This window comes from Streptosporangiales bacterium, from assembly GCA_009379825.1.
Lineage (GTDB): Bacteria > Actinomycetota > Actinomycetes > Streptosporangiales > WHST01 > WHST01.
The window spans coordinates 18,350-43,802 of the sequence record WHTA01000031.1; the positions used below are offsets into that span (position 1 = coordinate 18,350).

A 25,453-nucleotide genomic window follows, 5' to 3' on the forward strand; every position below is an offset into this window, starting at 1 on the left:
CTCGACTACCAGTCGCGCAGGTCGCCGTCCGCGGAGAACAGCTCCGCGGACGGCGACCCGGCCGGTTCGAGCGCCGGGTCGGCCGCCACCTCGTCGAGCAGTGCCGGCGAGACGTACATGCTGTCGAGGGCGAGCGTGTCGCGGATGCGCACGATGCGCTGTTGCGCGCCGTCGGCCACGCCGCAGCTGCGCACGGCGGCCGCGACCGCGTCGCGGTCGGTGGGGAGCACGACCGGCAGCTGGATCTTGCGTACGGCGCTGAGTCCGGCGGTGAGCCCGTTCGTGTATGTCTTGGCCAGGTCGATCTGCTCCATCAGGCGCAGTGGCACGAAGTCGGCGAGGCCGATGCCGGTGGCGTTGCCCCGGGACGCGGGCGTGAGGTGATGGGCGGTGATCAGGGTCACCTCGGGCCCGCCGAACAGCTCGGGCACCCCCGGCACGCCGATCCGCCCGATCACGTTGGGGTCGATGCCGGCACCCGACTTGTCCTTGCCGAACTCGTCGATGACGAGCACGTCGACCCGTTCGAACGGGAGGCGCGGCAGCATCGCCCTGGCCCGCTCGAGCAGCGCTGCCTCGCCGGCACCGCCGATGCCGTCGGCCGGCAGGAACTCGACCGCGGCGACCTCGTGGCACGCGTTCTCCACGAGCGCCAGCCCGCCGAGCACCTTGCCGGTCCCGGCGAGCGTGCGGTACGCGGCGGGGATCCAGTGCTGCAGCTGGCTGGGGCCGAACGCGTGGATCCCTTCCGCGCCGCGCTGCTTGCCGAGCCCGATCGCCGCGATCTTCGCCAGCCCGCTCTCCACCTCGCCGCGGAAGCTCGTGTGCGGCTTGACCCGGTTGAGCAGCAGGATGGCGTCGGCCGCGGCGGCGTTCGCGTCCAGGTGCACGACCGGCCCGTCCGGCAGCCGGCCGAGCTCGACGGTGTCCATGGTCGCGCGGATCGGGGCGCCGACCGTGTCCTCGGTCACGCCGAGCTCGGCGAGCAGCGCGCGCTGACCGTCGGCGGTGGCGCCACCGTGCGACCCCATCGCCGGCACCACGAACGGCTCCGCGCCCGCGCGACGCAACGTCTGCACCACCGCCCGGACGGTGCAGGCGAAGTCGGCGATACCGCGGCTGCCCGCCGTGACGGCCACGCTCGCGCCTGCGGGGAGCTCGTCGAGCCGGGGAGCCAGCGCCTCTTCCACGGCGGCGGCGGTGTCCGGCACCCTGGGTGCGGGGACGTCCTGGCGGACTGGTGTGAACGCGGGGAACGGGGCGTCGACGCGCAGCTCACGGATCGCGGCAAAGGGACCGTACATGGGCGTTGCCACCCCTCCGTGCGGCGGAAACCGAGGTGATCTGGTGTATCGTATCTCGTGTCTTATCCGATGGCACCGTTGACCGGGGGAAGGTGACGAGTGTGAACGCCGAGGGCGACGCCACGAGATCCGGGCTGCCGTCGCTCACGCTGCAGGGCTCGCGGTCCCAGGTGGTCGCGGATACTGTAAGAACGGCCATCCTGTCCGGCCAGCTCGCTCCCGGGCAGCAGCTCGTGGAACGCGAGCTCTCCGAGCTGTTCGGGGTCTCCAAGACGCCCGTGCGCGAGGCACTCATCGGCCTCGTCGGCACCGGCCTGGTGGAGCAGAACCCGTACCGCGGCATGGTGGTACGCACGGTCACGCCGGAGCTGGTCCAGTCGGTCTACGACACCAGGGAGCTGCTCGAGCCGCCGGCGGTGGCCAGGTCGGCCGAGCGCATCCCGGAAACGTCCATGGCGCGGGCGAGCGAGCTGCTCGACGAGGCGTACAAGCACGGCAGCGCGGGCGACCAGGTCGGGCTGCAGCTGCGCAACAGGGAGTTCCATCGGGTGCTCTACTCCAGCTGCGCCAACTTGGTGCAGTGCCACTACCTCGACGGCCTGCAGGATCTCGTCGCGCTCATCTCCGTCACCGGCTGGACGAAGAAGCAGACCTGGGAGGTCGAGTACGAGGAGCACAGGGGGATCCTCGCCGCCGTCACCAGCCGCGACGTCGAGGCCGCCGAGGCCCGTACCCGCGAGCACGTGCACGCGTTCGCCGCGCAGCTGCTGCAGCGGTTCGGGTCGGAAGGATGAATCCACGGTACTGGGAGGGCTAGCGTGCCAGAGCGGGAACTCACGCCCGGAGACACGAAGGTCGGGTTCGTCGGCCTCGGCATCATGGGCGAGCCGATGGCCGGCAACCTCGTGCAGGCCGGCTACCAGGTCACCGTGCACAACCGGAGCAGCCCCGCGGTCGAGCGTCTCGCCGCCGCCGGTGCGCAGCCGGCCGGCACGCCGGCCGAGGCGGCCAAGGGCGCCGACGTAGTGATCCTCATGCTGCCGGACTCACCGGACGTCGAGCTCGTGATGAACGGGGAGAACGGCGTCGCCGGCGCCCTGCGCGAGGGTGCCGTGCTGATCGACATGAGCACGATCTCGCCCGAGGTGACCAGGCGGCTGGCCGGTGAGCTCGCCGGCCGTGGCGTACGGATGCTGGACGCGCCGGTCAGCGGCGGGCAACAGGGCGCGATCGCCGGCACCCTCACCATCATGGTCGGCGGCGACGCGGACACCTTCGCCTCGGCCGAGCCGCTGTTCGACGTGCTCGGCGGGAGCGTCACGCTCATCGGGGACTCGGGCGCGGGCCAGGTGGCCAAGGCCTGCAACCAGACCATCGTCGCGTGCACCCTCCAGAACGTCGCGGAGGCGCTCGTGCTGGCGAAGCGCTCCGGCGTCGACCCGGCGCGGGTCAGGCAGGCACTGCTCGGCGGCTTCGCTGGCAGCAAGATCCTCGAGATCCACGGGCAGCGGATGCTCGACGAGGCGTACGAGCCTGGCTTCAAGGTGCGGCTGCATGCCAAGGACCTGGACATCGCGCTACGTACCGCCGCCGAGGCGGGCGTCGCCCTGCCGAGTACGGCTGCGGTGCGCCAGTTCCTCACCACGCTGGTCGCCTCCGGGCGGGGCGAGCTCGACCACTCGGCACTCGCCCTCGTGGTGGAACAGCTGGCGGCCGGCCAGGAGCCGACGGCGTGAGCGAGGAGATGCACGAGGCCGGCCGAGCGCTGGTCGACGTACTCGCCGCGCGCGGTGTGCGCCGCTTCTACACGGTTCCCGGCGAGAGCTTCCTGCCGGTGCTGGAGGCCGCGTCGTCCGACCCGAGGCTGCAGCTGGTGTCCACCAGGCACGAGTCAGGTGCGGCGTTCATGGCGGAGGCCGACGCGAAGCTGACCGGGCAGCCGGCGGTCGCCATGGGCACCCGCGGGGTGGGCGCGTCGAACCTCGCGATCGGCGTGCACACCGCGTACCAGGACGCTACGCCGATGATCGTGCTGCTCGGCCAGGTCGAGACCCAGCACCTGCACAAGGAGGCGTTCCAGGAGGTCGACCTCACCGCGTACTTCGCGCCGATCACGAAGTGGTCGGTGACGGCACACCGCGCCGACCGGGTCTGCGAGCTGGTCGCCCGTGCGTACCAGGTGGCGGTGTCCGGTCGCCCCGGCCCGGTGCTCGTCGCGTTGCCGGCCGACCTGCTCTCGGTTCATGTCCCCGTGCCTGCCACGGTGGCGGAGGGCATGACCGGGCCGCAGGCGAGCGACGCCGACGTGGCCGAGCTCGCCGAGCAGCTGCGCGGCGCCGACCGGCCGGTGCTCATCGCCGGCGGCGGAGTGCGGCACGCCAGGCGTGAGCTGGTTGCGGTGGCCGAGAGCTACTCCTGCGGCGTGTACACCAGCTTCCGCCGGCAGGACGTGTTCCCCAACGACCATCCGCACTACCTGGGCATCCTCGGGCTGCGCCCGGAGAAGACGACGCGTGCGCTGCGCGACGCCGACCTGGTCGTGCTCGCCGGTTCCGGGCTGGACGAGATCACCAGCCAGGGGTACACGCTGCCGGCACCCACGGCGCGGGTGGTGCAGATCGACGTCGACCCCCGGCCGCTCGGCGTGGACACCGCGTCGGCGTGGCACCTCGCTGCGGACGCCGGCAGCGTGCTGGCCGCGCTCGCGCGTACGGCACCCGCCGTGCCGCCGGAGCGCGACTGGTCGGCCGAGCGGCAGCTCTTCGAGGACTACCACCGGGTCGACACCGCCGACACGGCGCAGGGCAGCGGGCTCGACCCGGCTCGGGTGGTGGCCGCACTGCACCGGCACTTCCCGCGCGACACCGTCGTCACCAACGACGCAGGCAACTTCTCCGGGTTCGTGCAGCGGCACTGGCTTTTCACCGAGCCGCACACCCAGCTCGGTCCGGTCAACGGCGCCATGGGGTACGCGGTGCCAGCGGCGGTCGCGGCGAAGCTCGCCGACCCGCAGCGTACGGTCCTCGCCGCCGTGGGCGACGGTGGTTTCCTCATGACGGGAGCGGAGCTGGAGACCGCAGTGCGGCTCGGGCTCTCGTTCACCGTCGTCGTCTTCCGCAACGGTCTCTACGGCACGATCGCCATGCACCAGGCGCAGACGTACGGCCGGCTGGCCGGGGTCGACATCGGCCCGGTGGACGTCGCCACCGTCGCGCGTGGTCTCGGCGCCCGTGCCGCCACCGTCCGCACGGAGGACGAGCTGGAGCGCGAGCTGTCCGGTGTGCACGCGGCCGGCTCGCCACCGGTGCCCATGGTGCTGGACGTCGTCACCGATCCCGACCTCATCGCACCGGGGCGACGGCTGGCCACCGACCTACATCCGGACTGAGGAGCCAGCGATGCCGAACGAGTTCGATCCGGCGAAGCTACGCAGCCAGCGGTGGTTCTGACCGGACGACCTGCGCAGCTTCAGCCACCGGTCCCGCGCCAAGCAGCTCGGCTACAGCGAGGCGGACTTCCAGGGCCGCCCGGCCATCGCCGTGCTGAACACGTGGAGCGACATCAACCCCTGTCACAGCCACTTAAGGGACCGCGCCGAGGAGATCAAGCGCGGGGTGTGGCAGGCCGGCGGCTTCCCGCTCGAGCTGCCGGCAATCTCGCTCGCCGAGCCGTTCCAGAAGCCGTCGACCATGCTCTACCGCAACCTGCTGGCTATCGAGGCCGAGGAGCTGCTGCGTTCTTACCCGGTCGACGGCGTCGTGCTGATGGGCGGCTGCGACAAGACGACGCCGGCTCTCGTCATGGGCGCTGCGAGCGTCGACCTGCCGGCGATCTATGTGCCCGCGGGACCGATGCTGCGCGGCCGCTGGCGCGGCGACCTGCTCGGCAGCGGTACCGACCAGTGGCGCTACTGGAACGAGCGCGAAGCCGGCCAGATCACCGAGTGCGACTGGCGCGAGATCGAGGGCGGCATCGCACGTTCCGCGGGTCACTGCATGACCATGGGCACCGCGTCCACCATGACCTCGGTGGTGGAGACGCTGGGGCTCACACTGCCCGGTGCGGCTTCGATACCGGCGCCGGACTCCGGTCACTCGCGGATGGCCGCCGACAGCGGCCGGCGGATCGTCGACCTCGTACGCGACGACGCCCGCCCGTCCCGCATCTGCACGAGGGCGGCGTTCCGTAACGCGGTGATCGTGGTGCTCGCGCTCGGCGGGTCCACGAACGCCCTCATCCACCTGGTTGCCATGGCACGGCGGTTCGGCGTCGACTTCGCGCTGGACGAGTTCGACGAGCTCAGCCGCGAGGTACCCGTGCTGGCGAACATCCGCCCGTCGGGCGCGTACCTGATGGAGGACTTCGCGTACGCCGGTGGCCTGCTGGGGCTGATGACGCGGCTGACCGACCTGCTCGACCTGTCGTGCCCGACGGTGAGCGGAGCAACGCTCGGCGAGAACCTGGAGCGCGCCGGCGTGTACGACGACGACGTGATCAGGGACCGGGCCAACCCGGTGCCCGCCGAGGGCGGTCTGGCCGTGCTGCGCGGCAACCTGGCCCCCGCAGGTTGCGTCATCAAGCACAGCGCCGCCGACCCGCGGCTGCTCACGCACACCGGCGCCACGGTGGTGTTCGACGACTACAACGACATGGCGGCACGGATCAACGACCCGGCGCGCGGCGTGGACGAGAACTCGGTGCTCGTGCTGCGCGGCTCGGGCCCGCAGGGCGGTCCTGGCATGCCGGAATGGGGGATGCTGCCGATACCGCGTCACCTGTTGCGGCAGGGGGTGCGCGACATGGTCCGGATCTCCGACGCGCGGATGAGCGGCACCAGCTACGGCACGTGCGTGCTGCACGTGGCCCCGGAGTCGCACATCGGCGGGCCGCTCGCCCTGGTGAGCGACGGCCGACCAGATCCGCCTGGACGTGCCGGCCCGCCGGCTCGACCTGCTCGTGGACGACGCCGAGCTGGACCGCCGCAGAGCCGAGTGGTCACCCCCGCCGGTGCGCTACACCCGCGGCTACGCCGCCATGTTCTGCCAACACGTCAGCCAAGCCCACGACGGCTGCGACTTCGACTTCCTCGCCCGCCCAGGCACCACCCAGGAGCCGGAGATCCACTAGGCCGTCACGAGGTCGCTCGGGCGGGTGTCGAGCTCGCCGCTGCGGGCCGAGGGAGACAGCCAGCCGAACGGGTCGGGTGTGGTGCTGCGGTACTCCAGGCCCACCATGCCGCTGTAGCCGGTGTCCTGCAGTGCGTCGAGCACCCGGCCGAACGCGATCTCGCCGGTGCCCGGCGTGCTGCGGCCGGGGGAGTCGGCCAGCTGGATGTGGGCGAACTCGGCGCCGTGCCGGCTGATCGTGTCGATCAGGTTCCCTTCCATCCGCTGCATGTGGTACGCGTCGTACAGCAGGCCGATCGACGTGCCGCCGGTGGCCTGCACCTGGCGGATCACGTCGAGGCCGTGTGTCGTGTGCAGCACCGGATAGCGCGGGTTCTCGTACGAGTTCAACGGTTCGAGCACGACCGTCGCGACGCCGTGCGCGGCGTCCGCCGCCCACGCGAGGTTGGCGAGCGCACACTCGTCCTGCCGCCACGGGGCCACGTCCTCCTGCCGGTTGCCGTACAGCGCGTTGATCACCCGGCAACCGGTGCGCTTCGCGATGTCCACCGCCACAGGGACGTTGGCGCGGAACCTGGCCTGCTGGTCGGGCAGCGACACCAGCCCGCGGTCGCCGGCGGGCATGTCGCCGGCGTCGAAGTTCAACCCGGTGAGCTCGACGCCGGCGTCGTCGATGCTGCTCAACAGGGCGTCCACCTCGGCGTCCGCGGGCTCAGGTGTGGTGAACGGCCACCACATCTCCACCGCGTCGAACCCAGCCTGTTTCGCGGCTTCCGGTCGTCGGTTCATCGGCAGGTCGACGAACAGCATGGACACGTTGACGGCGAATCTCATCGCGGCTCGGCTCCTCTCGGGTGAGCGGTCACGGTAGCGGCATGGAGAAGACGTACGGGATGACGAAGCCGGTCAGTACGACACCGACGGCAGTAGCGACCGCGATCTGCACCCAGCTGCCCGAGCGCAGGAACACGAAGGTGGCCACCAGGTAGGCGCCCGTCACGATGGGGAAGGGCACCAGCCCGATCAGCATCGCGTAGCCGACCATCAGCGCGAACAGCACCACCGCGCGGCGCGACTCCGCACTGTGGGCCAGTTCCCGCAACCGCGGCGCCAGGGCGCGCAGCGCGCCCCCGCGCACGGCTTTCGCCAGCACGACGAGGCTGAGCAAGGCGATCGCGCAGCTGACGAGGATCGGCGTGAAACCCGGGCTGGTCATCAAGCCGAGGTCGCCGCGATGCGGCATGCCAAGGGCTTCCCTGACGATCCACGCGCACAGCGGCAGCAGCACGATCGCGACGACGAGGTCGCCGGCAGCCGTCGGCGGTGCCTCCGGCTGCCGGGAACCCTCGTCCGTCACTGGTCCTTCGGCCACGGCTCGGCCTTCTTCGCGCGGTCGTGGGGCGGCCAGAAGAACTTCTCCACCGTCGGGATGCCCACCTTCTCCGGGTCGTTCTTCGTGGCGCCGAGCTCGTACAGAGCCCAGGCTCGCCCGGACTCCAGCCTCGCCATCGCCTTGTCGGAGTCCGTTCCCGTGGTGAAGTCCACGATGCCACCGAGATCGCCCTCGTACAGGTTCTTGAAGTCCTTCTGCTCGGTCGCGTGCTTCACTGCCTTGCTCAGCCGCTGGAGGACCGCCGGTGGCGTGTCACGTGACACGTAGATGCCGAACCACGGGTTGACGGCCGTGTAGGCGCCGAGCTTCGGGTACTCGTCGGTGATCGGCGGCACGGTGTGCCCGGCGACCTCGACGGGTTCCTCGTAGAGGTTGACCAGCGGCCGCATGTCACCTGCTTCTGCCATGTCGATGAGGTCGCCCTGGGTGACGGCGGCCCAGTCGATCTCGCCCGCCTTCAGGAACTTGCCGGCTTCGCTGCCGCCGGTGTACGGGACGTGCTTGGCCTTGACCCCGGCCTCGTCCTTGAGCAGCTCACCGAAGATCTGCCCGTTGCTGCCGGGCCCCGGTGTCCCGTAACGCATCGACGGGTCCTTCTTCATGGCCGCGACGAGGTCGCCGACCGTCTCGTACTCGCTGTCGTCCTTGACGTAGATGGTCGTCGGTGACGGCCCGGCGAGCAGTGCGTAGAAGTCCTCCCAGCCGACGTCCGCCTCGTCCATGACCGGCCAGACCCCGGCGACGTTGGCGCCGCCGAACAACGAGTAGCCGTTCGGCTCCTCCTTCGCCACCTGGCCGCCGCCCACGCCGCCGTTGGCGCCCTCGACGTTGACGACGTTGATGTTCACGCCGAGGTCGTCCTTCATCTCCTTGGCGAGGCCGCGGGTGGTCAGGTCGGAGCTGCCACCGGCCGACCAGCCGACGGTGATCTTTATGGGACGCAACGGGAACTCGTCCGTGGCGGTGCGGGTCTGGCAAGCGGTCGCCGCAAGAGCGACCACCGCCAACGCCGCACCGGCGACGCGGAGTCCCGGCGTGCCGCCTCGTCTCGATGGGTGGTGACTGTGCGGACGGGTGCGCAACATGGGTCCTCCCACATGGTTCACTGCTGCAGCGATTCGCGTATCTTCCTGGTGTTCTCGGCGGCTTGGTCGACGATCATGTTGATGTCACTGCTCACCGAGCACACCTGCATGCCCTCGGCGAAGAGCTCGATGGCCGTGTCCGGCTCCTGTACGTGGATCGCCGAGACGATCCCGTGCTGCTCGGCCACGTCGATGACCTTCCGGAAGGCGGCCCGCACGTCGGGATGGTTCACCTCCGCGGGCAGCCCCATGTCGACGGACAGGTCGAACGGTCCGATGAGGAAGCCGCCGAGACCGTCGATCTTGGCGAGCTGCTCGAGATTGTCCAGCCCGCGTCTGGTCTCGATCTGCACCAGGACGAGCGTCTCCTCGTTCGCCTGCTGCATGTACTCGGTGGCGTTGCGCGCGGCGTAGGCGCTGTGCGCGCGGCGAAGCGCGACACCGCGACGGCCGGTGTCCGGGTACCTCGCGTGCGCGAGCACCTCCTCGACCTGCGCGACCTCCTCCACCTGCGGGACCACGAGTCCGGTGGCGCCCGCGTCCAGCGGCTTGAGCACGGTCTCGCGCCGGATTTCCGGGATGCGGACCATGGGGGTGATGCCCCAGCCGCGTGCGGTGGAGACCAGCGCGGCCATGTCGGACCAGTCGCAGGTGCCGTGCTCCATGTCGATGATGAAGAAGTCCAGTCCCGCCGTCGCGAGCATCACCGCCAGGTTGGGATTGGTGACGTCCGACATCATCGCGCCGACGAGCTGCTCGCCGCCTCGTACTCTCTCCCGAAAGGACACGTGTTCCTCCTGATCTGCACTAGCCCCGATTGACGGCGGTGACCTCGGCGGCGGGCTCGTCACCGCCGAGCACCCTCGTGATGTTGTGCGCTGCGTCGATCGACATCCGCCGAATGGCTTCTGCGGTGTGCGCAGCGATGTGCGGCGTGAGGATCACGTTGTCCAGGCCGAGCAGGGGCGAGTGCACGGGCGGTTCGGTGGCGAAGACGTCGACTCCCGCTGCCGACAGGCGTCCGTCGCGCAGCCGTTCGGCCAGTGCCGCCTCGTCGACGACGCCGCCTCGTGCGGTGTTGACGACGATGGCGGCGGGTGCGAGCAGGTCCAGCTCGCGTGCACCGACCAGCGAGCTGGTCTGCGGCGTCAGCGGTACGTGCACCGTGAGCGCGTCCGCAGCGTCGAGCGCGGTCTCCAGCCGTTCGTGTGCTGTGGGCAGCGCCTCGCTCGGCAGGTACGGGTCGTGGACGCGTACGTCCATCTGGAGTGCCTCGGCCACGGCGCCGACCCTGCGCCCGATCCGGCCGTAACCGACCACTGCCAGGGTCCTGCCGGCGAGCTGGGTGCCGACGAGCTGGTCGCGGCGCCCGAACTCGCCCTCGGACACCACTGTGGTCGTCTCGCGGTACCGCCTGGCAGCGGCGATCAGCAGACCGACGGTGTGCTCGGCGACCGATGCGGCGTTCGCCTGCGAGGTGATGAGCACGAGGACACCCGCGCGGGTCGCCGCCTCGACGTCGATGGAGTCCAGGCCGACGCCGTGCCGCGCGATCACCCGCAGGTGCGGCGCGTTCGCGATCACGTCGGCGTCGAGACGGCCGGTGCGCATGAGGATCCCGGCCACCCGGTCGCACACCTCCGTCACCGGGACGGCGTGCGGCCCGAACCCGAGCGCGACGTCGCCGTGCTCCTCCAACAGCGCCATGGCTTCGGGGTGGATGGGGCCCTCGACGTAGACGAGGTCTCGCACGGTCATCTCGTGCCCTCCCGGCGTCGGCGCCACCAGTTCTGGGCGAGCATGAGCACCAGCACGGCGATGAGTACCAGCGCGACCGGACGGGTCAGCATGCCGATGAAGTCACCCTCGTAGGTGAGGATCGCCCTGCGCAGTGACCTGTCCGCGATGGGGCCGACGAGAATGCCGAGCACCAGGGGCGCGAGTGGGAAGCCGCGGCTGCGCAAGATGTAGCCGACGAGCCCGAAGACCAGCACGACCTGGATGTCGAAGGTCGTGAAGCCGACACCCCAGGCGCCCACGAACCCCAGGGTGACCGCGATCGGCAGGATGACGCCACGGGGGACGGAGAGCAACCGGATGAAGTACGTGGACGCGAAGTAGGCGAGCAGCCGCATGACGATCGCGGACATCAGGAACAGGGCGATGGTCGTGGCGATGAACCCCGGTTCCTCGACGATCAGATTGGGGCCTGGCTGTACCCCGTACATGAACAACGCGGCGAGCAGGATCGCCGTCGGCCCGCTGCCCGGGATGCCAAGGGTCAGCGTCGGTACGAGCGCTCCACCGGACGTCGCGTTGTTGGCCGTCTCCGCGGCGATCAGCCCTTCGTGCGAGCCCTTGCCGAACAGCTCGGGCTCCTTGGACCGCCGCTTGGCGAGGTCGTAGGCGAGCCACGGGGCGGCCGACTCGCCGGCGCCGGGGACGATGCCCATGCCGACGCCGACGAGCCCGGACCGGACGATGTTCAGGATGCTGGCAGGCTTGCGCAGGATGTCCCAGCGGGTGATGGCACGGCCGGGCTCCCCGGTCAACCGGTACGGGTGCTTCGAGCGGAGCACGAAGAGCACCTCGGCGACGCCGAAGAGGCCGATGAGCGCGGGGACGAAGTCGATGCCGCGCATCAGCTCCGGGGTGTAGCCGAACCGCTCGGTGCCGTAGATCGGGTCGGTGCCGATCATGGCGACGCTGATGCCGAGCAGGGCGGCGATCCAGCCCTTGGTGGGGCTGCTGCCCGCGAGTCCGCCGGCGAGTAGCACGCCGACCATCGCGACGAGGAAGAGCTCCCAGTCGCCGAGCAGCATCGCGAGCACCGCGACGAACGGCAGGAGCAGGAAACCGACGATCTCCCCGACCCACTCGCCGAAGAAGCTCGCCCACGTCACCGTGCCGACGGCCTCGCGCGAACGGCCCTGCTTGGCCAGCGGGAACCCGTCCAGCGTGGTCGCGGCGGCCGCGGGCGTACCCGGGATGTTGAGCATGACCGCCGTGATGCTGCCGGAGTAGATGGCGCCGGTGTAGACGCCGATCAGCAGGCCCATGCCGGCCTCGACCGGGAGGCCGAGCATGAAGCCGAGCAGCAACGACATCGCCATGACCGCAGTCAGGCCGGGCAACATCCCGACGCAGATGCCGATGAGCCCGCCGACGACGAGGGAGAGGAGCGTGACCGGGCTGGTGAAGATCTCGAGGAAGGCGCCGGGCAGCAGCAGCCACTCCTGAACGACCAGGCTCCAGTCCACCAGTCCTCCTCGTCGAGGGATGGCATGCCGTGCAGCGTATACCATACATTCTCTTCCAACCGGATGCGATCCACATGTGAACTAGCGGTTCACTAGAGTTACGGGAGGTCACGAAGGCCGCCGTGTGGGCGTCGATCGAGAGGCCCACGCGCGGCGAGATGTCCTGGTTGACCGCGTATGGGCGGTGCTCTGCGTGTTCGGGCACTGCGACGGACAGCGAGGTGCGGAGGTGGTGCAGTGACAGCCGGCAGCAGCGGGGAGTCCAGGAAGTACGCCGCGCCCGCCGCCGCGGCCGCGGCGGAGACGCTGCTGCTCCTGGCCCGTACCAGCGGCGGGGTGTCGGTCGCCGAGATCGCCACCCGCACCGGTCGGACGAAGTCGCTGATCTACCGTGTCGTCGCCGAGCTGGAGTCCCGGAGCTTCGTGGTACGCGGACCGGCGGGCGACTATAGGCTCGGCGTGGCCGCGGTCGAGCTCGGCGGCGCGTTCTCCGCGTCCGTGCCGGTGCTGGCGTCCGTACGGCAGGTACTCCGCCGGCTCGCCGAGTTCACCCGCGAGACCGCCAACCTCGGCATCCTCCAGGGCGACCAGGTGCTGTACCTGGCGCGCGAGGAGGGCGACCTCTCGGTCGTGTCGGTGTCGCGGGTCGGCAAGCTACTGCCGGCGAACACCACGGCCATCGGGAAGGCGCTGCTCGCCGACCGCTCCGACGACGAGGTCAGGGAGATCTTCGCGGGACGCCTCGCCGAGCACGGTGAGCTGAGCCCGCTGACGCGACGCAGCCGCACGTCGATCGACGACCTGCTGCAGGACCTGGGCGAGGCCCGCGCGGCCGGCTACTCGGAGGAACACGGCGAGACGGTCGTCGGCCGCTGCTGCCTCGGCGTCACCGTGCCGTTCGGCGAACGCGGCGCGACCGACGCGGCCATCAGCGTCTCCATCTCCGACCACCGCTTCGGCCCGATGCGCGACGAGATACTGAACCGCCTCCTCGACGCCAAGCGAGACCTGGTGACCGAACACCGCGCCCGTGCCGCGATCGGCTGACGCAACGACGACGGGCCGCGCGGTCGATGACCGCGCGGACCGTCGTGGTGTCGTACGTGGGGTCAGGCCCTGGCGTGGAAGATGCCCCAGGCGAGGTTGCCGGCGTTGCCGCCGTTGACCCAGTTCCGCAGGCCTTCCTTCATCTTTGTGCGGTACTCCGCGCTGACCTTGCCCTCCAGCTCGGACTCGACCTGCTCGAGGACGGCGAGCACCCGGCCGTAGTGCCGCGGCAGCTGCTCGGTGAGGTCGTGGAACTCCACCGACTTCATGCCCACGCGGCCGAGCTGCTCCCGGTAGAAGTCCGGGCTGGCCATGGTGTCCAGGTTGAGCCTGGCCAGGATCGGCGTCAGGTTCTCCTTCGGGCAGCCGTCCGCCGCCATCGGGTCGGTGAAGACGATGTGCCCGCCGGGGACGAGCACTCGGCCCGCCTCCTCGAGCACCCGCTCGCGGTCACCGCTGTGCAGGAACGCGTCCTGCGACCAGACGACGTCGAAGCCGTTGTCCTGGAACGGCAGCTCCTCGAAGGACCCGTCGGCGACGTTGATCAGGTGGTCGAGGTTCTGCTCGACGTTCATCTGCCGGTTGCGCTCGTTCTCGACCTCGCTGAGGTTGAGACACGTCACCTGGCAGCCGTAGGTGGCGGCCAGGTAGCGGGCCGCGCCGCCGTAGCCGGCGCCCAGGTCGAGCACCCGGGTCGACGGGGTGAGCGTGACCTGGCTGGCCATCGTCTCGACGGTGCGCCTGCTGGCGTCGAAGATGTCCTCGTCGGGCGTCTGGTAGAGGCCGACGTGAATGTCCTCGCCACCCCACACGTGGAAATAGAAGTTGTCTGCGTCGTCGGAATTGTAGTAATCACGCGCAGTGTGCACGGCAGTGGAATACGTAGCGGTCAGCTCGTCATCCTTGACATAGCCCTTCTCGGCTACGTGGATGAAGAAGTCCGGCTCGTCCTCCGCGTACGTCTCCTGGAAATCGCCGTACGTTTCGATAGCCTGAAATCCCGCCTCGCGTAGCAGTTTGCGCGTGTAGTTCTTGCGCAGCGGGTACATGTTCAGGTGGAACTGCGACTGGTCAGGGAACGTGTAGCGGAACCGCGTGAGACCCTCGTCGACGTACTCGGGCTCCGCGGACACCTCTTCGCCGCAGTAGTAGTACGTGTGCTTCGTCGAGAACGAGTTGTCGAGGATCGCGTCGTAGTTGCGCTGATCGAGGATCAGTACGCCGTCATGCTTGAGCATGGCGTAGAACTCGGCGAGTGCCTTGCGACGATCGCGCTCGGAGAAGAGATGGGTGAACGAGTTCCCCAGGCAGATGATCGCGTCGTACTCGCCGTGGACGTCACGGCTGAGCCAGCGCCAGTCGGCGTGCACGAGCCGGAGAATCTTGTTGTCGTTCTTGATGCCGTTGGCGAACGCCTTGGCGAGCATCTCGGCGCTGCCGTCGGCGCTGACGGTCTCGAAACCTTCTTCGAGGAGGCGTACGGAGTGAAATCCGGTACCCGTCGCCACATCCAAGACCGATGTGACACCACGCGACTTCAGCTGGTCAATAAAGAAGCGACCCTCGCTTTTCGAGCGTCGCTTCCAATCGATGAGTTCATCCCACTTGTCGACGAAGTCTTCCACGTACTCCGCCGTGTAGTGGTCGGTGTCACGGACCTCGATGGGGTCGTCACCAAAGAGCTGTTGACTGTTGCTCGTCACCTCGAAGGTCGAGGGATCGTGCTCGGTCGTATGGCTCGGCATACCTCTCCCGCCTGCTCGTCGTGCGGTCCCTGTAAGAGCGGACCGCTTGGCGCTCCGGCGGACGACGGCTCGCGCGCATCTCGAGCACGCAGATCGCCGGCTTTCGCCCACCAGTCATCCGCACGCGCGGGTCGCGCCGTCGTCCTTCGAACCGGCCCCATTGCCAGTTCTCGCGCGATTGCGAAAGTTCACGCCCGCTGGATCGCGTACTCGGCATCTAAGTTAGGGCATCCGCAGGAGATATCAAGTCCGCGATCGGCCAATTCTGCCGCTAGCTGCGCGCGTGTGCGCGCGGAAGGCTCGCCACTTTCTCGGTCTGACCAGCGTTGATGACGGCTCCCGCGAAAGCTCCGGAGGACGCGTGAAATGTTTCTCGGGATTCTTCGCAGGTCTCAGTTTGCGAGACGCATCGCTCATTATATGAGAACAGCGTGTCCCTCACAGTGAGATGGAGGGCATCGTCGCGCGGTCGAGCAAGCGGGAGAGAACGATGACGCTCTTGGTCTGTACGACGTTCGGTTCGTCCCTGATGCGTTCCAGTGCGCTCTCCAGGTGCCCGGTGTCGGCGGCGAGCATGTGGATGAGCGCGTCGGCGTCTCCGGTGATGGTGTACGCGGCGACGACCTCGGGGTGTCTGACCAGGCTCTTCTTGATCTGCTCCGGTGAGGTGCGGCCCTGGCAGTACAGCTCGACGAACGCCTCCGTCTGCCAGCCGAGCGCCGCCGGGTCCACGGCCACGGTGTAGCCGGTGATCACGCCGCCTGCCTGCAGCTTGTCCACCCGCCGCTTGACCGCAGGCGCGGAGAGGCCGACGGCGGCGCCGATGCGCGCGTAGCTCGCCCTGCTGTCGGCCAGCAGGAGCGCGACGATCCGTTCGTCCAGGCGGTCGAGCCGCACGGTAGGCCCCCTGATCAGCTGCGAAGCTCCAGGGTGCAGCACTTTACGCTGCCGCCGGCCTTCACCAGCTCGGACATCTCCACGCCGAGCGGGATGAACTCGTGGTCGGCGAGCTGTGCCGCCAGCTGCTGCGCCTCGGCCGCGAGGACGACGTGCCGGCCGTCAGAGACGGCGTTGAGGCCGAGCACGGCGGCGTCTGCGCGGCTCGCGAGGATCGCGTCAGGGAAGAGCTCGGCGAGCACGGCGCGGCTGCCGGCGGAGAACGCCTCCGGGTAGTACATGACCTGGTCGCCGTCGAGCACGGCCAGCGCCGTGTCGAGGTGGTAGAAGCGCGGGTCGACCAGCCGCAGGCCGATGACCGGCCGGCCGAACCACTCCTGCGCCTCTGCGTGCGACGACGGCTCGCTGCGGAAGCCGGTGCCGGCGAGCAGCCAGCGGTCGGTGACGAGGAAGTCGCCCTCGCCCTCGTTGACGAACTCCGCCGCGCGGACCTGGTACCTGCCGGCGGCGACCAGCCAGTCCCGGTACGCGGGCGCCTCGGCGGCCCGTTGCTCGCTGTGGAACCGCGCCGTGAGCGCGTGGCCGGCGACGACGGTGGCGCCGTTCGCGGCGAACACCATGTCCGGCAGGCCGGCCACCGGGTCGATCAGGTCGACCGTGTGGCCAAGGTCACGGTAGACCTCGACGAGACGTCGCCACTGCCGCACGGCGAGCTCGTGGTCAACCGGGACGGTGACGTCCATCCACGGGTTGATCGCGTAGCGCACGTCGAAGTAGGTGGGCGGGCACATCAGGTAGTGCCGGGGCCGCGCGGTCCGCGCGGTCGGCAGCGGTGTCGGACGCGCCACTGTCTCGAGCTGCACCACAACTACCTCCATCGCCTCCGGGATACGGCTCGTTCAGCGTATGGACGCGGATCTTGCGCAGGCAGCGGCGATTCGTTGCGTACTTCCGCCGTACTGGCGCGATTCGTTGCGTACGGCTCAGACCATCCGGGAGGAGCGTGGCCGGCCGGCGGCGGCGAGCAGGTCGGCGACCGTCTCCGCGTCCTCCGGCCGCAGCCGCGAGGTGGCCACGCGCAGGTGGTCGCCGCCGGGGATGGGCGGCAGCGCGAACCGGCTGCCGGGGCCGGCGCCCAGGCCGTGCGAGGCAAGCTCCACGAGCGCCGTGCGCTCGTCGTGTACGGGGACCCAGAGGGCGAGCCCGTCGCGGGCGTACGTCGGCACGCCCCGGGCCGCGAGCGCGTCCGCCAGCAGCTCTCTGCGCCTGGTGTACTCGCCGGCGGCCTTCGCCACCCGGCGGCGCGAGCCGGCGTCGGCGAGCATGGCGGCGAACGCGCCCTGGAGCAGTCGGGACGTCCACACGGCACCGAGTTGGCGGTGGCCGATCGCCCGCTCCACGATGTCCGCAGCGCCGCCGATCAGCGCCAGCCGCAGGTCCGGGCCGTGTGACTTGCTCCACCCCCGGATGTGCACGACCTGGTCGGGCAGCCGGGTGCCGAGCGTGACCGGCGGCGTCTGCGCGAGCTCGGGGATCGCGTCGTCCTCGATGACCACCGGTTTGGCCGGGCACTTCGCGATCGCCGTCGCGAGCTCCTTCGCCCTGGCCGGGGTCAGCGAGCGGCCGTCCGGGCACGCGCAGCGCGGCTGCACGAGCACGGCCGCCGGGTTCTTGGCCAGTGCTGCGCGCAGCTGCTCGGGCAGCATGCCCTTGTCGTCGCACGGCACCGGCAGCATCTCACCGCCGAGCGCCTCGATGATCTCGATCGCCGTCGCGCTCGTCGGGTTCTCCACCACGACGCGGCGACCCGGCTTGATCAGCACCTCGCAGAGCAGGAAGAGCGCGTCGTAGCCGCCGTACGCACAGGTGAGCCGCTGGAACGGGAACGGCCAGGTCCGTTGCGCGTACTCGACGAGCGGGCCGATGACCTGGTCCGCGTGGTACTCGTTCAGGCCGGTGTCGACGTAGTCGGCCGCGCGGGCCAGCGCGCGCCGCATGTCCGGCAGGAACTCCGGTTCCGGCACCGCCAGCCGCAGGTCGTAGAGCAGCTCCGCCTTCCTGCCGAGCGCGTTGTCCGGCAGGTACGCGGTGGGGTCCCAGCCGGTGACGAACGTGCCGCGGCGGCCGAGCGTCTCGATGGTGCCGGCGGAGCTGAGCACCCGCCAGGCCTCCGCGACGGTGGTCGGGCTCATCCGCAGTGCGGTGGCGAGCGCGCGGACGGTGGGCAGCGCCGTGCCGGCGCGCAGCCGGCCGGTTCGTACCAGGTGGTCGACGCCGGCAGCGATGCCCTTGGCCGTCGGCTCGTCGATGGCGGCGGCGAGATCGGCCGCCGGGATCCGAGCCGGGCCGAGGGCGTCGGCTGCCGGCGAGTTCGACTCCACCTGGGTCCACTACCTCCGCGTCACCGCAGGCAGGATGCTCAGTGCATCACGACGGAGTACCTGCGGTGTTCGAGTGAGGGTAGCTTGGCGCGGACGGTGCGGACGCGCTCGGCCTCGACGTGCGCGTAGCAGGTAGTGGTCTCCTCGCCGGCGCCGGCGACGATCACGCCGAACGGGTCGATCACCTGGCTGTTGCCGCTGTTGCGTGGCCCGACCTCGCCGCTGGCCACGATCCAGGTGGTGTTCTCGATCGCCCGCGCCCGCAGCAACGTGTTCCAGTGCTCCTCCTTGTAGAGCCCGCGCACCCAGGCGGCGGAGATGGTGATCGCCTCCGCGCCGGCGTCGACGAGCACCCGGAACACCTCGGGGAAGCGCAGGTCGTAGCAGGTGAGCACGCCGATCTTCATGCCGTCGATGTGCACGACAGGTGGCGTGTCCGAGCCAGGCGTCACGTGCTCGGACTCCTGGTTGCCGAGGGCGTCGTAGAGGTGCAGCTTGCGGTACGCGGCGACCAGCTCACCGTCGTCGACGACGACGTTCGTGTTGTACACGCGGTCCTGCCCACTGGGCTCGTGCACGCCGACGATGACGGCGGTGCCCGTCTCCTTGCTCAGCTCCCGCAGCCCGGTGACGAACGGGCCGTCCATCGGCTCGGCCGCCGTACGGATGCGCTCGCGGCCCGCCTCGAAGGCCACCATCGCGGCCTCGGGCAGCACCGCCAGGCGCGCGCCCGCCTCCGCGGCGGAGTGCACGGCCTTGCGGATCTGCTGCAGGTTGGTGTCCTTGTCCTCGGACACGTCGAACTGGTGGGCGGCGACGTACATCGCGGTTCTCCTTCTAGCTGGCCGGTGCTGCGGGTGTGGTGGACACGGGACGTTCTGGGTGGTGGCACGCGACCTGGTGCCCGGCGGGGCCGACCAGTGGCGGCTCCTCGGTGGCGCAGATCTCCGTCGCCTTCCAGCACCTGGTGCGGAACCGGCAGCCGCTCGGCGGGTTCGTCGGCTTCGGCACGTCGCCGCTGAGCACGACCCGTTGCCGCTCGCGTTCGAGCTTCGGGTCGGGCGCGGGCACCGCGGACAGCAGCGCCGTCGTGTACGGGTGGGCCGGCGGCTCGTACACCGCGTCGGCGTCGCCGAGCTCGACGATCTTGCCGAGGTACATGACCGCGATCCGGTCGCTGATGTGGTGCACGACGGAGAGGTCGTGCGCGATGAACAGGTACGCGAGGTCGTGCGCCCGCTGCAGCTCGTCGAGCAGATTGAGCACGCCGGCCTGCACCGAGACGTCGAGCGCGGAGACCGGTTCGTCGAGGATCAGCAGGTCGGGCTGCAACGCCAGCGCCCTGGCGATGCCTATCCGTTGCCGCTGCCCGCCGGAGAACTCGTGCGGGTAGCGGGACGCGTGGTCGGCCTCCAGACCCACCTCGGTGAGCAGCTTGGCCACCGTCTCGCGGCCGGTGCTGCCGTTCCACCTGCCGTGGATCTTCAGCGGCTCCGCGACCAGGTCGCCGACGGACAGCCGTGGGTTCAGCGAGGCGAACGGGTCCTGGAACACCATCTGCGCACGGGCGCACAGTGCACGGGTGCTGCCGTAGCTGCGGCCCAGGATCTCCTCGCCGCAGATCCGGACGGTTCCCGCGGCGCCCTTCTCCAGGCCGAGCACGCTGCGGCCGAGCGTCGACTTACCGCAGCCGGACTCGCCGACCACGCCGACGGTCTCGGCCCCGTGCACGGTCAGCGAGACCGACGACACCGCATGCACCGTGCCGCGGGGCCGGCCGAGGACGTCATACGGCGGGGCCGGGTAGGTGGTGACCAGATCCTCGACGGCGAGGACCGGTGTCGCTGTGACCGTCGTTGTGCTCACGGCTGGCCTCCCGAGTCCGGGTGATGGCAGGCCGCCAGGTGGGCGTCGGACACCTGCGTGAGCGCGGGCTCTTCCGCGGTGCAGACGTCGTCGGCCTTCTGACAGCGGGGTGCGAACGGGCAGCCGGCCGGCAGCCGGCTCATCGACGGGGGCTGACCGGGGATGGGGTGCAGCGCCTCCCGGCGGCTCGCGGCGCCCGGCAGCGCATGCAGTAGCGCCGTGGTGTACGGCATGGCCGGGTGCGCGAACAGGTCGTCGACGGTCGCCAGCTCCACCGGGCGCCCCGCGTACATCACGATGACCCGGTCGGCGACCCGCGCGATCACACCGAGGTCGTGGGTGATGAGGAGCACGCCGACGCCCAGCCGCTCCCGCAGCGACAGCACCAGCTCGAGCACCTGCGCCTGCACCGTGACGTCGAGCGCGGTCGTGGGTTCGTCGGCGACGAGCACGGCCGGGTCGTTGACGAGCGCCATCGCCACGACCACGCGCTGGCGCATCCCGCCGGAGTACTCGTGCGGGTAGGCACGTGCGCGCGTCGCGGCGTCCGGGATGCCGACCAGGTCGAGCATCTCCACCGCACGCTCGTACGCCTCCTCCTTGGATGCGCCCCTGTGGTGCGCCCGGTACGCCTCGGCGATCTGGGCGCCGACCCGTACCACCGGGTTGAGCGCCGTCATCGGGTCCTGGTAGATCATGGCGATCCGGTTGCCGCGCTGCGCGTCCAGGTCGGCGCGGGTCAGCCGGGTCAGGTCGACGTCGTCGAGGTACGCGCCGCCGCGCACGGTGGCGTTGTCGGGCAGCAGGCCGAGCAGCGCCAGGCTCGCGGTGGACTTGCCCGACCCGGACTCGCCGACGATGCCGACGATCTCGCCGCGGCGCAGCTCCAGGTCGAGCCCGCGCACCGCCCGCACCTCGCCGCCTTCGGTGTGGAACGAGACATGTAGGTCGTCGACCCGCAGGATGACGTCCTGGTCGGTGGTCACTCCGGTTGCTGTGCCCATGAGGTGTCCTTGGTGTTCGCGTCGAACTCGCGGACGAACGCGGTGCAGAAGCCGATCACCCGCTCCACCCAGACCTTGCCGGTCTCCTCGCTGGCGACCGAGGTGTCGCCGCTGACACCGCTTCGGCTCACGTCGGAGAAGTCCCAGTAGACCGTGCCCGGCACGTCGTAACCGGGTACGGCGACGCCGTTGTAGCTGTGCGGCCGCCAGCCCTCGATGCCCTGCAGCTCACCGCCTTCGATGCGGTCGTGCTGCACCTGCTCGGGGAACATCACGAGCATCGCCGACAGCTCGGGCTCAGCGCCGTGCCCGTAGACCTTGTCCGGGTCGTCGTACGCCGAGCGCATCAGCTGGTAGCCGAGCTGCCACGGGTAGAGCGAGCCCATCAGGATGCCGTGCTTGGTGCGCATCTCGAACGCGGCCGCCATCACCGACGCCTGGTTGCCGCCGTTGTTGTCGACGAACACCAGGCGGCGGAAGCCGTGCGACACCAAGCCTTCGCAGATGTCGACCATGACCGCCGTGAGGGTCTCCCTGCGCAGGCTGAGCGTGCCTGCGTACGCGGCGAACATGGGGGAGTGGCCGTAGTTCATCACCGGTGCGACGAGCGCGCCGGTCGCGGCGGCGACCTGCTTCGCGACGTGGTCGGCGACGATCGCGTCCTCGTGCAACGGTAGGTGCGGGCCGTGCTGCTCGATGGCGCCGACGGGGATGAGGACGACGGGGTTGTCCGCTGCCGCCTCTCGAGCTTCCGTCCACGACATCCTGCCGAGCTCGTAGGTGCGCGGGTTGGTCATTGCGTGTCTCCTGTCGGGTCAGTGGCGACGGCGTGGGTCGAACACGTCACGGAGGCCGTCACCGAGCACGTTCAGCGCGAGCACGGTGATGGCGATGACGACGGCTGGAGCGATGAGCAGCATCGGCCGCACCTCGAGGAAGTCACGGCCGGTGGCGATCAGGCTGCCCCACGACGGCAGCGGCGGCTGCGCGCCGAGACCGAGGAAGCTCAGCCCGGACTCGATCTGGATGGCGAACCCGAGGCTCAGCGACGTCTGCACGAGGATCGGTGCCGTGACGTTGGGGAGCACGCTCTTCGCCAGGATCCGCAGCGAGCCCGAGCCCATCGAGCGGGCCGCCGTGACGTACTCCATCTTCGCCACCGAGAGCACCGCGCCGTAGACGATGCGCGCGAACCGTGGGACGTAGAGCACCCCGATGATGATCACTACGTTGCGCAGCTCGGGACCGAGGGCGGCGACCGCGGCGACGGCGAGCACGACCGGCGGGAACGACAGCAGGATGTCCATGCCCCGCATGGTGACGGTCTCCGTCGCACCGCGGAAGTACCCGGCGACCAGACCGATGAGGGTGCCGAAGAAGACGGCGATCGCGACGGCCAGCACGGAGACGCCGAGCGACACCCGGCTGCCGTGGATCAGCCGGGAGAGTACGTCCCTGCCGAAGTCGTCGGTGCCGATCCAGCCGACGCTGCCGGCCGCGGACAGCGGCAGCCCCACCGGGTCGCGGTAGTCGTACGGTGCGATCCACGGGGCGAACAGCGCGAGCAGGCCGACGACCACGAGCACCGCGCCGCAGACGGCGACCCGGCGGTTGCGCAGCATCCGCCGCGCCATCCCGGTGCTCTGCCCGGTGAGTACGGGGAGCTGGATCGTGGTGGCACTCATGTCGAGACTCCGATCCGCGGGTCGATGAGCCGGTACGCGACGTCGACGGCCAGGTTGATGAGGATGGTCAGCGCTGCGATCACCAGCACGACGCCCTGGATCACCGGGTAGTCCCGCGACTCCACGCCGGACATCAGCAGCGAGCTGAGCCCCGGCCAGCCGAAGATCGTCTCCACGATGACCGTGCCACCGAGCAGCGTCGCAAGCTCGAGGCCGACAACGCTGGTCACCGGGTTCATCGAGTTGCGCAGTGCGTGGGCGACCACCACGCGGCGCTCACCGATGCCCTTGCCCCGCGCCGTCCGTACGAAGTCGGAGGAGAGCACCTCCAACATGGCGGACCTGGTCATCCGCACCACGACGGCCGTCGTGCTCGCGGCGAGCGTCACCACAGGGAGCACGATCAGCCTGAGGTGGGTGAGCGGATCCTCGGTGAACGTCACGAACCGGGTCGGCGGCAGGACGGGGATGGTCACGCTGAACAGCAGCACGAGCAGGGTGCCCAGCACGAACACCGGCAATGAGAGCCCGACCACCGCGGTGGACGTGATGACGTAGTCGTGCGCCCGGTCCGCGCGGCGGGCCGCGGCGACGCCGAGCGGGATGCCGATGACCACCGCGAGGAGCACGCTGAGCAGCACGAGCTCCAGCGTGTTGCCGAAGCGCAGGCCGATGTCGGTGAGCACCGGTCGGCCGCTGATCAGGCTCTCGCCGAGCGAGCCGCGGAACAGGTCGGCCCAGAACTGGCCGAACTGCACGAGCAACGGCTGGTCCAGGCCGAGCTTTGCGTGGATCTCGGCGACCTGTTCCTTGGTGGCCGTGTCACCCAGGGCCGCGCGTGCGGGGTCGCCGGGAATGAGTCGTACCACGACGAAGATCAACGAGCCCGCGATGAACAGCTGCACGAGCAGCAGGCCGAGCCGGCGGATCAGGAAAGTTCCCATCGCTGTTATTCCCGCCTCTCCAGCCACACCTTGCGTAGCGCCGTCTGGGTCCAGGCGCCCTTCCGCGGGTGCGCGTAGCCCTTGACGTAGTCGCGCATTGCCTCGGCCTGCACCCGGCGCACGGTGTACGTCCACGGCAGCAGGTCGAGGGTGCGGTTCTCCACCTCGCGGTAGATGTCGGCGCGCTTGCCCTCGTCGGTCTCCCTGCGTCCCTGGGCGAGCAGCGAGTCGATGCGCTCGTCCTTGAACTCCAGGTACTGCGCGTTGGGGCTGTCGGAGCCGAGCACGACACTCAGCGCGTCCGGGTCGCTGTGCTCGATGGCGGTGCCCCACGCGTGCGTGGGGAACGTCTTCGCCTCGACGGTCTTCCTGAACGTCAGCCACTCCTGGCGTACGAGCTTCGTGTCCTCGCCGGAACCGCGCAGCGACGGCAGCATGCCCTGAGCCGGCCGGTCGATGACCGAGTACGAGCTGGTGGTGACCATGTCGATGTCGAGCTTGCCGAAACCGGCCTTGCGCAGCAGGCTCTTCGCGCGGTCCGGGTCGTAGGGGTACCTGTCGGCGAGGTCCGGGTCGTACCCGAGCATGCCCTTGGCGAGCAGGCCGCCGGTCATCGGCTCGCCGTGGTCGAGGAACGCGGTCTGTAGCACGGCCTTGCGGTCGATGCCGTACGCGAACGCCTGCCTGACCCGGATGTCGCGCAGTGGCTTGCGGCCGAGCACGAAACCTACGTAGCCGAAACCGAACGTGCTGTCCGAGGCGATGCGCACACCGCGGGCCTTCGTCAGTACGTCCAGGTGCGTGGGCGGCACGTAGTCGATGAAGTCGACGACCGCACTGCGCAGTGCGCTGACCCGTGCGTAGTCGTCCTCCATCGGGAGGAACTGGATGCCGTTGAGGTACGGCAGGCCGTCCTCGAAGTACTCGTCGAACCGCTTCAGCGTGATGCTCACGCCCGGTACGCGTTCGACGAGCCGGAACGGACCAGTGCCCATCGTCTGCGTACGCGGGTCGACGCCCTTCTCGATCCACGCCTTCGACACGATCGGCGAGCTGGCGGACGCCAGCGCGTGTGGCAGCACGACGTTCGGCTGGCGCAGGTGGAAAACCACCTTGTCGGCGCCGATCGCCTCGACCCGCGTGACGTCGGCGTACTGCGACGCGTCGGTCGCGGCGGTCTTCTCGTCCATGATGCGCTCGATCGTGAACACCACGTCGTCGACGGTGAGGGTCGAGCCGTCGTGGAACTTGACGCCGCGGTGGATGGTGACCTCGTAGGTCTTCGGGTCGCTGAAGCCGAAGTCCGTGGCGAGGTCGCCGACGATGTCGCCGTTGTCGTCGTACTTCAGCAGCGAGTTGTAGATGAGCTGCTTGACGGTGTTGGACGCGGAGCCGGTGCTGACATGCGGCTCGAGGTCACTGGTGTCCGTGGACAGCCCGTAACGCAACACGCCGCCGCGGTTGGGTTTGCCCGCGGCACGTTCGGTGAGCTCGTCGCTGACGACGGACGGGTCGGTGGGGTTGACGCAGCCGCTGAGCGCGCCCATCACCCCGAGAGCGGCGGAGCCGCGGAGTAACGCTCGGCGGTTGAAGATCGGAGAGGAGTCGTGCATCCGCTGCCTCCAGTCGGCGGGATGACGGAGACGACGCTAGTGATACAGAAGGGCCGGAACAAGAGCCTATTTGTATCGGAACAAAATCTGGTCACGCGGCGCG

The 25,453-nt window shown here is 69.8% G+C and carries 22 protein-coding genes and 1 pseudogene; 5 read left to right on the plus strand and 18 right to left on the minus strand.

Going from position 1 to position 25,453, the window contains the following annotated elements; genetic code table 11:
- Window positions 1-5: 5 nt before the first annotated feature.
- Window positions 6-1,304 (minus strand): DUF2088 domain-containing protein, encoded by a 1,299-nt coding sequence (locus GEV07_16225; protein MQA04199.1) that lies wholly within the window; start codon window positions 1,302-1,304, stop codon window positions 6-8.
- Window positions 1,305-1,309: 5 nt separating this feature from the next.
- Here GEV07_16225 and GEV07_16230 point away from each other — a divergent pair, with 5 nt between their 5' ends.
- The 4 genes and pseudogenes from GEV07_16230 (at window position 1,310) to GEV07_16245 (ending at window position 6,431) form a co-directional block, all read left to right on the plus strand.
- The gene (locus GEV07_16230; GenBank protein MQA04200.1) at window positions 1,310-2,098 is read left to right on the plus strand and encodes an FCD domain-containing protein; all 789 of its coding nucleotides are present in this window, start codon (window positions 1,310-1,312) and stop codon (window positions 2,096-2,098) included.
- A gap of 84 nt (window positions 2,099-2,182) precedes the next feature.
- On the plus strand, window positions 2,183-3,040 hold the full coding sequence (locus tag GEV07_16235; protein ID MQA04201.1) for a 2-hydroxy-3-oxopropionate reductase: 858 nt from the start codon (window positions 2,183-2,185) through the stop codon (window positions 3,038-3,040).
- Between the two features lie 8 nt (window positions 3,041-3,048).
- Complete coding sequence (locus tag GEV07_16240) at window positions 3,049-4,692, plus strand: thiamine pyrophosphate-binding protein (GenBank protein MQA04202.1); 1,644 nt, start codon at window positions 3,049-3,051, stop codon at window positions 4,690-4,692.
- A gap of 10 nt (window positions 4,693-4,702) precedes the next feature.
- Window positions 4,703-6,431 (plus strand): annotated as a pseudogene (locus tag GEV07_16245) (dihydroxy-acid dehydratase).
- Here GEV07_16245 and GEV07_16250 read toward each other — a convergent pair.
- Genes GEV07_16250 through GEV07_16275 form a run of 6 tightly spaced genes read right to left on the minus strand, consistent with a single transcriptional unit; the run spans window position 6,428 to window position 12,213 of the window.
- Window positions 6,428-7,264 (minus strand): TIM barrel protein, encoded by an 837-nt coding sequence (locus GEV07_16250; protein ID MQA04203.1) that lies wholly within the window; start codon window positions 7,262-7,264, stop codon window positions 6,428-6,430. The pseudogene GEV07_16245 and the gene GEV07_16250 sit on opposite strands and share 4 nt — an antisense overlap.
- 28 nt (window positions 7,265-7,292) lie before the next feature.
- Window positions 7,293-7,913 (minus strand): hypothetical protein, encoded by a 621-nt coding sequence (locus GEV07_16255; GenBank protein ID MQA04204.1) that lies wholly within the window; start codon window positions 7,911-7,913, stop codon window positions 7,293-7,295.
- Window positions 7,784-8,908 carry a hypothetical protein gene (locus tag GEV07_16260; GenBank protein ID MQA04205.1) on the minus strand — a complete coding sequence of 375 codons (1,125 nt, stop codon included), beginning with the start codon at window positions 8,906-8,908 and terminating at the stop codon, window positions 7,784-7,786. Before GEV07_16260 ends, GEV07_16255 begins: the two co-directional genes overlap by 130 nt.
- A gap of 17 nt (window positions 8,909-8,925) precedes the next feature.
- Window positions 8,926-9,696: a hypothetical protein gene (locus GEV07_16265; protein ID MQA04206.1), complete on the minus strand. Its 771-nt coding sequence runs from the start codon at window positions 9,694-9,696 to the stop codon at window positions 8,926-8,928.
- A 19-nt stretch (window positions 9,697-9,715) separates the two neighbouring features.
- Window positions 9,716-10,666, minus strand: a complete 951-nt coding sequence (locus GEV07_16270) for a hydroxyacid dehydrogenase (GenBank protein MQA04207.1) — start codon at window positions 10,664-10,666, stop codon at window positions 9,716-9,718.
- Window positions 10,663-12,213 (minus strand): transporter, encoded by a 1,551-nt coding sequence (locus tag GEV07_16275; GenBank protein MQA04208.1) that lies wholly within the window; start codon window positions 12,211-12,213, stop codon window positions 10,663-10,665. The genes GEV07_16270 and GEV07_16275 overlap by 4 nt, the downstream gene beginning before the upstream one ends.
- Window positions 12,214-12,345: 132 nt before the next feature.
- Here GEV07_16275 and GEV07_16280 point away from each other — a divergent pair, with 132 nt between their 5' ends.
- Window positions 12,346-13,215, plus strand: a complete 870-nt coding sequence (locus GEV07_16280; protein ID MQA04209.1) for a helix-turn-helix domain-containing protein — start codon at window positions 12,346-12,348, stop codon at window positions 13,213-13,215.
- A 62-nt stretch (window positions 13,216-13,277) separates the two neighbouring features.
- Here GEV07_16280 and GEV07_16285 read toward each other — a convergent pair whose 3' ends face one another.
- The 11 genes from GEV07_16285 to GEV07_16335 form a co-directional block, all read right to left on the minus strand.
- Window positions 13,278-14,960: a methyltransferase domain-containing protein gene (locus tag GEV07_16285; GenBank protein MQA04210.1), complete on the minus strand. Its 1,683-nt coding sequence runs from the start codon at window positions 14,958-14,960 to the stop codon at window positions 13,278-13,280.
- Window positions 14,961-15,398: 438 nt separating this feature from the next.
- Window positions 15,399-15,857, minus strand: a complete 459-nt coding sequence (locus GEV07_16290; protein ID MQA04211.1) for an AsnC family transcriptional regulator — start codon at window positions 15,855-15,857, stop codon at window positions 15,399-15,401.
- A gap of 14 nt (window positions 15,858-15,871) precedes the next feature.
- The gene (locus GEV07_16295) at window positions 15,872-16,735 is read right to left on the minus strand and encodes an amidinotransferase (protein MQA04212.1); all 864 of its coding nucleotides are present in this window, start codon (window positions 16,733-16,735) and stop codon (window positions 15,872-15,874) included.
- Between the two features lie 105 nt (window positions 16,736-16,840).
- Window positions 16,841-18,238 (minus strand): aminotransferase class I/II-fold pyridoxal phosphate-dependent enzyme, encoded by a 1,398-nt coding sequence (locus GEV07_16300; GenBank protein ID MQA04213.1) that lies wholly within the window; start codon window positions 18,236-18,238, stop codon window positions 16,841-16,843.
- 38 nt (window positions 18,239-18,276) lie between these two features.
- A complete protein-coding gene (locus tag GEV07_16305) occupies window positions 18,277-19,062 on the minus strand; it encodes a hydrolase (protein ID MQA04214.1) in 786 nt (261 codons plus the stop codon).
- Window positions 19,063-19,075: 13 nt separating this feature from the next.
- The gene (locus GEV07_16310) at window positions 19,076-20,104 is read right to left on the minus strand and encodes an ATP-binding cassette domain-containing protein (protein MQA04215.1); all 1,029 of its coding nucleotides are present in this window, start codon (window positions 20,102-20,104) and stop codon (window positions 19,076-19,078) included.
- The gene (locus GEV07_16315; protein MQA04216.1) at window positions 20,101-21,108 is read right to left on the minus strand and encodes an ATP-binding cassette domain-containing protein; all 1,008 of its coding nucleotides are present in this window, start codon (window positions 21,106-21,108) and stop codon (window positions 20,101-20,103) included. The genes GEV07_16310 and GEV07_16315 overlap by 4 nt, the downstream gene beginning before the upstream one ends.
- Window positions 21,087-21,905 (minus strand): creatininase family protein, encoded by an 819-nt coding sequence (locus GEV07_16320; protein ID MQA04217.1) that lies wholly within the window; start codon window positions 21,903-21,905, stop codon window positions 21,087-21,089. Before GEV07_16320 ends, GEV07_16315 begins: the two co-directional genes overlap by 22 nt.
- A gap of 18 nt (window positions 21,906-21,923) precedes the next feature.
- Window positions 21,924-22,793: an ABC transporter permease subunit gene (locus tag GEV07_16325; GenBank protein MQA04218.1), complete on the minus strand. Its 870-nt coding sequence runs from the start codon at window positions 22,791-22,793 to the stop codon at window positions 21,924-21,926.
- A complete protein-coding gene (locus GEV07_16330; GenBank protein ID MQA04219.1) occupies window positions 22,790-23,737 on the minus strand; it encodes an ABC transporter permease subunit in 948 nt (315 codons plus the stop codon). The genes GEV07_16325 and GEV07_16330 overlap by 4 nt, the downstream gene beginning before the upstream one ends.
- A 5-nt stretch (window positions 23,738-23,742) precedes the next feature.
- Window positions 23,743-25,350 carry a hypothetical protein gene (locus GEV07_16335; protein MQA04220.1) on the minus strand — a complete coding sequence of 536 codons (1,608 nt, stop codon included), beginning with the start codon at window positions 25,348-25,350 and terminating at the stop codon, window positions 23,743-23,745.
- Between the last annotated feature and the right edge of the window lie 103 nt (window positions 25,351-25,453).